The sequence below is a fragment of the Aerococcus sp. L_32 genome (genome assembly GCF_050689315.1).
The window spans coordinates 1-9,511 of sequence record NZ_JBOEQF010000082.1; the positions used below are offsets into that span (position 1 = coordinate 1).

General features: G+C 40.6%; 8 protein-coding genes. 6 read left to right on the forward strand and 2 right to left on the reverse strand.

The window, feature by feature from the left end; genetic code table 11:
- Positions 1-39: 39 nt before the first annotated feature.
- A complete protein-coding gene (gene cls / locus ACRCJ0_RS06930; protein ID WP_431389991.1) occupies positions 40-1,488 on the forward strand; it encodes a cardiolipin synthase in 1,449 nt (482 codons plus the stop codon).
- Between the two features lie 80 nt (positions 1,489-1,568).
- Here the strand turns inward: cls and ACRCJ0_RS06935 are convergent, their stop codons facing one another.
- Complete coding sequence (locus ACRCJ0_RS06935) at positions 1,569-1,961, reverse strand: hypothetical protein (protein ID WP_431389992.1); 393 nt, start codon at positions 1,959-1,961, stop codon at positions 1,569-1,571.
- A 290-nt stretch (positions 1,962-2,251) separates the two neighbouring features.
- On the opposite strand from ACRCJ0_RS06935, the gene gmk reads away from it, so the two are divergent.
- Together gmk and rpoZ are read left to right on the forward strand one after the other, a co-directional pair.
- Positions 2,252-2,884 carry a guanylate kinase gene (gmk, locus tag ACRCJ0_RS06940; protein WP_418150329.1) on the forward strand — a complete coding sequence of 211 codons (633 nt, stop codon included), beginning with the start codon at positions 2,252-2,254 and terminating at the stop codon, positions 2,882-2,884.
- Complete coding sequence (gene rpoZ / locus ACRCJ0_RS06945) at positions 2,884-3,096, forward strand: DNA-directed RNA polymerase subunit omega (RefSeq protein WP_016896748.1); 213 nt, start codon at positions 2,884-2,886, stop codon at positions 3,094-3,096. The genes gmk and rpoZ overlap by 1 nt, the downstream gene beginning before the upstream one ends.
- Positions 3,097-3,259: 163 nt before the next feature.
- On the opposite strand, the gene guaD is transcribed toward rpoZ, so the two are convergent.
- Complete coding sequence (guaD, locus tag ACRCJ0_RS06950) at positions 3,260-4,624, reverse strand: guanine deaminase (protein WP_431389993.1); 1,365 nt, start codon at positions 4,622-4,624, stop codon at positions 3,260-3,262.
- A 260-nt stretch (positions 4,625-4,884) separates the two neighbouring features.
- On the opposite strand from guaD, the gene priA reads away from it, so the two are divergent.
- The 3 genes from priA to rsmB all read left to right on the forward strand — a co-directional run.
- Complete coding sequence (priA, locus tag ACRCJ0_RS06955) at positions 4,885-7,302, forward strand: primosomal protein N' (protein ID WP_431389994.1); 2,418 nt, start codon at positions 4,885-4,887, stop codon at positions 7,300-7,302.
- 108 nt (positions 7,303-7,410) lie between these two features.
- Complete coding sequence (fmt, locus tag ACRCJ0_RS06960) at positions 7,411-8,394, forward strand: methionyl-tRNA formyltransferase (RefSeq protein ID WP_431389995.1); 984 nt, start codon at positions 7,411-7,413, stop codon at positions 8,392-8,394.
- Positions 8,384-9,511, forward strand: a 1,128-nt coding sequence (gene rsmB, locus ACRCJ0_RS06965; protein ID WP_431389996.1) for a 16S rRNA (cytosine(967)-C(5))-methyltransferase RsmB, incomplete at its 3' end; no start/stop codon positions are given. The genes fmt and rsmB, both read left to right, overlap by 11 nt.

Below are 9,511 nucleotides of genomic sequence, written 5' to 3' on the forward strand. Positions count from 1 at the left end.
GCCAACTTGTTTGCTCTTTTACTTTAAAAAGGGGAAAACATGGGTTTATACATATTTTATGGGATTTTAATTCTTTTAGTGTTAAATACCATCGCCGCAGTTATTACCGTCCTTAGACAAGATCGACCTGTGGCGACTATTTGGGCTTGGTTATTGGTGTTAATATTATTACCAGGTATTGGTTTTATTATTTATTATTTTGTGGGTCGAAAGATTTCCGACCAAAATATCTTTAGGATTCGTAACCAAGAAATTTATGGTTTAAATGGTCTAAAAGAAAAGTATTTAAATAAAGATGGTAAACAGAAAAATGTTGACCATTATCCGCGTGGTATTCAAAAAATGATGCGTCTCTTGTTTAAAAGTGACTATTCCATCTTAACTGAAAACAATCATGTCGAAATCTTTATTTCGGGCCAAGAAAAAATGGACCGACTAGTTTCGGATATCTATGCTGCAAATGATTCTGTGCATGTCCAATACTACATCTTTACTGATGATGTAGTGGGTATGCGGGTAGTAGATGCTTTAGTTGACCGAGCTGAAGCAGGTTTAGAAGTGAAACTGATGGCAGATGCTGTGGGCAGTCGTTTGCTAAGTAAGAAATCAGTCAAACGCATGGCAGAAGCAGGGGTACAGTTTGAAAGTTTCTTCTCAAAAAGTCCCTTCTTTATTTTTAACTTCCGCCTAAATTGGCGTAACCACCGTAAAATTGTGGTAATTGACGGTTTAGTCGGTTATGTAGGAGGCTTTAATGTAGCTAAAGAATATATTGGTAAAGGGCCTTTAGGTTATTGGCGTGATACCCATTTTCGGATTACAGGTGATGCTGTCAAAACCTTACAAAGTCGTTTCATGGTAGACTGGTTTGCTTCTAAGAAAGCTAAACCAAGTGATTTTGACCATGAATACTTTCCAGACCCAGAAGTAAATGGTGAAACAGCCATGCAGATTGTCTCATCAGGACCAGACGAAGAATCTGACCAAATTAAAATGGGTTACCTACAAATGATCAATATTGCTGAAGAATATATTTATCTTCAAACACCTTACTTTATTCCAGACGAAGCCGTCTTTGAGGCATTCGAGATGGCAGCCTTATCAGGTGTGGAAGTACATATCATGATTCCGTCAAAACCTGACCACCCATTAGTGTATCGCGCTACCGAGTATTACGTAAAATCCTTATTAAAGTCTGGAGTACATGTCCACAAGTATCGTGATGATGGTTTTTTACATGCCAAAACATTGTGCGTTGATGGTCATATAGCGAGCGTTGGTACAGCAAACTTTGATATCCGAAGCTTTGCTTTGAATTTTGAAATCAATGCCTTTGTTTACGACCGCAAAGTCGCTGCCCAACTAGAGGAAATCTTCAAAAACGACTTGAAAGAATCGACTCAAGTAGATATCAATCATTTTGAAAACCAAACAAAATGGAAGAAATTCCGTCAAGGGTTCTCAAGATTGTTCTCACCAGTCTTATAATAGGCACAAGAAAAAAACCAGCTATCTGATTAGCTGGTTTTTGCGGTGTGATGGAATTGGTAGTGATAACGATGCTTAATTTAATTATCATAAACAGAACGAACAGCCATGATTTCATCTACTTTAATAATCCGCATCACATCGTTATCAACGTCCTCAAATAGGACAATGTCTTTATCCGTATATTTTGACCGGAAGATACCAAATAAAATATCTTTGGTGTTCATAGAACCGATTTGACGGGTAACGGTAATATATAGGGGGTCACCTAATTCGTTTGAATAGTTAATGTGTTTGATAATGTCTTTGATTGGCATAATAGTTGTCAATATGTTGTTTTCCTTTTTCGCGTTGCGCTCTTCACTATTGAAAGAAAGGATATTTGACTGGCTAGATTGTTCAGCTTCAAGCAACATTGGATCAACTGGGGTGAATAAACTACGGATTGATTGATAAGATAATGGGTTTTGCATGATAAGCCTCCTTATATTGAACAGTGGTTAGAACGATGGATACGCATTGACGTAACTTGATTTAGCAAACGTTTGTTCGCTTTACAATTTATATTATAAAGAACGTGCGTTCGGTATGCAAGTCTTTTTTCGAACATCCGTTCACTTTTTACTTAAAGGGTTAAATATGGTATGATTCTAATTGAAAATTAATCCGAACATTAAAGAAAATCTTCAGGTCTTTGAGAAAAATAGTAAAATTTGTGGTACTATTAATGCTATATAAAAATGTGAAGGGTGAAAGGTGTTCTATGAAATCGAAAGGACTATTAGTTGTATTATCCGGTCCCTCTGGTGTGGGGAAAGGAACAGTGCGTCAAGCGCTGTTTGAGACTGATACGAATCATGATCAGTTTTATTATTCCGTTTCTGCAACAACCCGACAACCGCGTCCAGGTGAAGAAGATGGTAAAGACTACTTCTTCGTATCGCGCGATCAATTCGAAGGTATGATTGAAGACGAACGTTTATTGGAGTATGCTGAGTATGTAGGTAATTACTATGGAACACCCCTTCAATACGTTGAAGAAATGACTGACCAAGGTAAGGATGTTTTTCTTGAAATAGAGGTTCAAGGTGCCTTACAGGTGAAGCGACGTATGCCCGAGGGTGTATTCATTTTTCTTGCACCACCGACTATGCATGAGTTAGAATCTAGAATAGTGAACCGGGGGACTGATGCGCCGGATGTGATTGAAAAACGGATGAATCAAGCGCGGGAAGAGTTACAATTAGTCACTCAATATGATTATGTTGTAGAAAATGACAATGTAGACTCAGCAGTTGAACGAATTCAAACCATCATAAATGCTGAGCATTTAAAGACAGACCGTTTTATCGACGATATTGTAGAAAATTACTTAAAGGAAGGCGACGAATCATAATGATTATCTATCCATCAATTGACAAATTATTAGACCGTATCGACTCAAAATACTCATTAGTATCAATTGCTGCAAAACGCGCAACTGAACTACAAGTTGAGAAGAACCCAATGTTAACTGAATACCAATCACCTAAATTTGTAGGTCAAGCCTTAGAAGAAATCGCTTCTAATGACTTAGTGATTGATCCAGATTCATTATCCCAAAGCTAATGATCAGCATTAAAAAAATATAAACTTTATTAAGCCAAGTAGCTTTCCGTTGCTTGGTTTTTTCTTATTTAATCTAGATATAGGAAGGGGCTAAGCTTATGAAACATACGAAAAAAGAAGTATGACCAATAGAATGGGCACACCTCTCATTATTAATTGACTATTATCTTTCACATACTAATTTACCTTGAACGTATACTTGTTGGATATTAGCTTGGTTAGCTAAGTATAGGATCTTTTCAAAAATTTGTCCTAGGTCTTCAAAGACACCAAATCCTTGGATACGATTTTCCTTAGCTTTTGTATCAATAACTTGGAAATCAGCCGTATAACCTTCTTTGATTAAACCAATTGGTAAGTCAAGGGCTTCACCACCACCAAGTGTAGCGAGCGAAAAGGCTTCTACAACAGAAATGCGAGCATCTGGCACACCGCGTTTGGCTTGCGGTAACCGGGTATCAACACCGTCTTCTAATTGACGTGAGCTCATCACAGCTTGTTTAATTCCGTCATATAGAGACGGTGAGAAACCACCGGAAATATCTGTTCCTAAGCCAACTTGTACGTCTAATTCTTTTAGGTGTTTAATGGGAATAATACTATTAGCAAAATAAACGTTAGAAATAGGGCAGTGGGCAACCGCTGTTTGGTTTTCTGCAAAAATCGCAGCATCATCGTCATTGATAAAGTTAGAGTGGGCCATAACTGATTTTTTACCGAATAAACCAAAGTCTCTAAGCGCTTCTGTGTCAGTTTTACCGAAGCGTTTATAAGTAAAATCATGTTCCCATTGCCCTTCACTACAATGGGTGTGGACGTGGATGTCGTATTTTTGAGCTAGTGCACCTAAACCAGCTAAGGCCTCATCAGTACAAGAGGGAGCAAAGCGGGGCATGACAACAGGGTAGACGCCTTGAATGACGTCCTTACCAAAGGCGCGCACTTCTTGGATAAATTCTTCAGTTTCTTGTAGGGCAATCTCAGTTGACGCATCCCGGTAAAAGTCAGGGTTACCTTGTGGGTCATCCATAACTACTTTACCAACTAAGGCGCGTTGACCTTTTTCTGCAGCAATCTTAACCAATTCAAATGACGATTCTTTGTGAATAGTCCCGAAATAAAGGGCAGTAGTGGTGCCACGAGCGAGTAAGGTTGCTACTAAGTCTGCGTAAACTTCTTTCGCGAAGTCAACGTCTTGATATTTAGCCTCTAATGGAAAAGTGTGTTCATTTAACCAAACATCCAAGGGGGCGTCTAAAGCAATCCCTGCTTGAGGCCATTGTGGGGCATGAATGTGGGTATCAATGAAACCTGGTAATAAGTATTGACCATCTGATAGTCGAATTAAAGTGCCACGTTCTTCAAATAGTTGAATGAGGGGTAGGTAATCACCGTCATCAGCCGGTACAACTCTATCGATTACACCATCTTGATTAATGGTAATGAGTGCATCTTCTTGGTAGGCTAGCTGACCATGTGCTGGTGTATGAAAGTATGTCCCTAAAATTGCTTTTTCTAATCCAATCATTTTTTGCTCCCTTTAAATAAAAGTAATTCCTTCTTTCTCATTTTAAGACAAACTAACGAACAAGTAAATATAATTAAATTAAATTGTTCGTAAATAAACTATAATATTTCAAATTAATTAGAATTATCTCGTGTATATAATAAAATAACGAACGAAAAATGAAAAACAACAGCAAAATTGTATGCCACAGGCAATTAATGTTAAATTCCAACCAATTACTATACAATAGGTAGATGAATACGATGAAGGAGGCGACTGGAATGGTTGAGGCAAATGTGATAGAAGTGATCGTGGACGTCCCCACCATGCAGACGGACCATCCTTTTGAATACCAAATCCCAGAAGAAATGGTGAATATTATTCAACCAGGCATGCGGGTACAAGTCCCATTTGGCAGTCGTAACCTCTTGGGTTATGTCATTTCACCAGCTAAAGCTACCGCCGATTTTGAAGGTGAATTGAAGCCGATTACTGCACTTTTAGATGACGAGCCAGTATTAAACGCGGAAATGTTGCAATTGGGTAAGGATATGGCCAAGCAGAACTTTTGTTTCTTAGTTGAAGCCTACCATACCATGCTGCCTAACTTGCTCAAGGTAAATTATGAAAAATTCTTCTTGCCGACCCCTGAAATTGCTTATCTTGACCATAACCATTACTTCGATGACCTTAGTGAAATCGCCTGGTCTGATGCCGAGAAAAGAGGTATCCTCACCGAGCTGATTGCCCTTAAAAACAAAGGTCACCTGTCCATAGACTATCGGGTAGAAGACCGTAAACGCTATAAAACGGAAAAATGGGTGCAACCACTGATGGACTTTGACCAACTAGAGGAAGAAGCCACCAACATTCGAAAAACAGCTAACAAGCAACTTGCCTTAGTGGAAGTGTTAATGGAGCTGGACGGTAAGAAAGTACCTGCTAAATACCTAAGAGATGAATTTGACTTGCACACAGCTACGCTTAAATCAGGGGCAGAAAAAGGTTGGTTAAAACTTTACGACCAACAAGTTAACCGTGATCCCTATGCAGATATTGCCATTGAAAAATCAGAAAAGTTATCCTTACAAGCCCAACAAGAAGCTGCCTTTAATGCTGTAAAAGAAGCCATGGATAACCAAGAAGACCGGGTCTTCTTACTGCAAGGGGTAACAGGGTCAGGGAAGACTGAGGTTTACCTGCAACTGATTCAAGAAGCCTTAGATAAAGATAAAGAGGCTATTTTACTGGTACCAGAAATTTCCTTAACCCCGCAAATGGTTAACCGGTTGAAAAGTCGCTTTGGGAACCAAGTAGCGGTTTTGCATAGTCAATTATCAACAGGGGAACACTTTGATGAGTGGCGCAAATTAAAAAATGGCCAAGCTAAAATCGCTGTTGGGGCCCGGTCATCTATATTTGCACCATTAAAAAATATTGGCCTGATTATTTTGGATGAAGAACATGAAGCTACCTACAAACAGTCAGATAATCCTCGCTATCATGCAAGGGAAGTGGCCAAATGGCGGGCAACTTATCATTATTCGCCAGTTATTCTAGGGTCAGCAACTCCTAGTCTAGAATCTAGAGCACGAGCCCAAAATGGGGTTTATCAACTACTTGAAATGCCCGAACGGTCAAATCAAAAGCCACTACCGCCTGTTGAAATGATTGATATGCGTGAAGAATTTAAACATAAAAATTACTATCAATTCTCACGGCAATTACGTGACCAAATGCAGGCCACAATGGACCGTGGTGAACAGGTTGCTTTGATGTTAAACCGGCGTGGTTTCGCCAATTTCATGCAATGCCGAGACTGCGGTTATACCTTCCAATGTCCAAATTGTGATGTATCACTGACTTACCACTATCACGACAAGCAGTTGCAGTGTCACTATTGTGGCTATAACGAGGCCAGACCGCAACGTTGTCCAGATTGTGGTCAAACGCACTTACGGGAATTTGGTACGGGGACAGAAAAGGTGGAACAAGAAATTAATGAGCTATTCCCGAATAAAACTGTGGCTCGGATGGATATGGATACCACCCGGCGTAAAGGGAGTCATGAGCGGATATTAAAGCAAATTGCTGATAAAAAAGCAGATATTTTACTAGGTACCCAGATGATTGCAAAGGGGCTTGATTTTCCAAATATCACTTTAGTAGGGATTATCAATGCAGATACGACCTTATACCTACCTGATTTTAGGGCAGCTGAACGGACTTTCCAGCTCTTGACTCAGATGTCAGGACGGGCAGGCCGCGGAGACCTAGACGGGCAAGTCTTGATTCAAACATATAATCCTGACCACTATGCCTTAACCTTGGCTAAAGATCATGATTATGACCGTTTCTATCAAACCGAAATGCAGTACAGGAAGCTCAACCAGTATTCACCTTATTATTATACTGTCCGCTTTACCATTTCCAATTTTGACGACCATACAACTCAGGTAACAGCCGCTAAGGTGGCGGCAATTTTACAGCAGGCCGATATTCAAGCAACTAAGGTGATTGGTCCTGCTCAGTCGACCATTTCAAGAATTAATAATCAATACTATTACCAACTCTTATACCAGCACCGAGGCAACCAGAACATCCAAGCTGTTTTACAAGAAATTCAAGATAAGGCGCAAGATTGGTCTAAAGACAAAATTTACGTATCCATTGATGTAGACCCACAATCTTTCATGTAAAAAGGGTTCGTCATTTCAAGCTAAATCTGACACTGATCAGCGAAAATCTCAGATTGAAAAAATGGTATAATAGGAAGAAAGCACAGGATTTATTTAAAGGAGACACATTTGAAAAAAATTGTATTTATGGGGACACCCGCATTTTCAGTGAATATATTAGACGCATTAGTTGCACAAGATGACCAGTACGAAGTGGTTGCAGTCGTGACCCAACCAGACCGTCCAGTAGGGCGCAAGCGGAAATTAACGCCGTCACCAGTGAAAGAAGCAGCTTTAAAACACGACATTCCAGTTTACCAACCGGAAAAAATCGGCCGGGACCAAGAAATCAAAGACTTATTAGCTGAGGACATCGATTTAATCGTCACTGCAGCCTTTGGTCAATTCTTACCGACGAGCATATTAGAGGCGCCAAAATACGGGGCAGTCAACGTCCACGCGTCATTACTGCCAAAATATCGTGGGGGTGCACCAGTACATTACGCTATTTGGAACGGAGACAAGGAAACAGGCGTTACCATCATGCGGATGGTCAAGAAAATGGATGCAGGGGACATTTTAACCCAAGTGGTCGTCCCAATTGAAAGTGACGATACCGTTGCCACTATGTTCGATAAATTATCGACTGCAGGGACTGACTTATTGATGGACACCTTGCCTAAATTATTTGCGGGCGAAATTACACCGACAGCGCAAATTGAGGAAGAGGCGACCTTTTCCCCAAATATTACCAGCCAACAAGAACAAATTGATTGGCGTAAAGAAGCACAACAAATTGACAACCAAGTCCGGGCCTTTAATGCTTGGCCAGTAGCCCATACAAAAGTGGACGGACAGCGGTGGAAAATTTGGCAGGTGGCACCAGTTACAGGAGAAACGGCTGACGAAAAACCGGGTACAATTATTAAAATTCAAAAGAAACCGGCTCAATTATGGGTAGCAACAGGCAACAAAACTGTTCTAGCTATTGAACAATTACAACCAGCTGGTAAGAAACGAATGGACGTTGCAGCCTTTATTAATGGTGGGGCTGGCAACTTAGTGGTCGGCGATAGCTTTGACCACGTGGAGGACGATGTAGATGGAGAATAATCAAGTAGAACCAGGGTCAAATGCCCGTAACGGCGGCCATAGTGGTGGTTATCAAACGCCTTTAAAATTGTCTGCACGTTTCCAAGCCATGGAATCGGTCAACCAAATCATCCGCCATAACCAATTCATCAACCAAGAAGTAAACCGAGTGTTAACTGAAGAAGCTGTGGCTGAAGCAGACCGTAACCTCTATACCAACTTGGTTTATGGGTCTGTGCAAAACTACTATACATTGGATGCCTTTGTCCGTGATTTTGTAGCTAAACCCAATAAAGTCAAATCATGGGTTTGGTCTTTACTCATTGTTTCGGCCTACCAAATGTATTATTTAGATAATATTCCAAATTATGCGGTTGTTGACGAAGCGGTACGGATCGTCCGCAAACGTGGTAACCAAACGTTAGCTAAATTTGCGAATGGGGTCTTACGGAATTTCACCCGTCGTTATGAAACAATGGCCGATTTTATCCAAACCAAAGAAGATCCAAGAGAGAGGTTAACCCTGGAGGCCTCATTACCGCCTGTATGGGTCGATTATTTTGTGGACCGTTTTGGCTTAGACGAAGCCGAAAAATTGGCTAATTCACTCAATCAAACGCCTTTCATTACCGTCCGGGCCAACAATAAATTTAATAACCTAAACACAGAAAAAATGGCTGAATATCAAGAGATATTAGAAGCAGAAGGTTTTACAGTAGCGCCTAGTCCTTTGTCACCATTTGCCTTACGGGTAACTAAGGGGAATCCAGCCCATTCATCCTTATTTATGAACGGGGAAATTACCATTCAAGATGAATCAGCACTTCTAGCTGTAGAGGCTTTAAACCCGAAATCAGGGGAAACGGTTCTTGACGCTTGTGCCGCACCGGGTGGAAAAACTGTGCAAATCGCTGAAGCAGTTGGCCGAACTGGGCATGTGATTGCCTGTGATATAGCAGAAAATAAATTGCCTTTAATTCAAGAAAATGTGGACCGGATGCAGGTAGCTGACCACGTGGAAATTCTCCATCAAGATGCAACTGCCTTGTTAGACCGTTTTGGAGAAAATGGCAGCGAACCGACAAGCTTTGATAAGATTCTAGTCGACGCACCATGCTCAGGTGTCGGCCTATTCCGT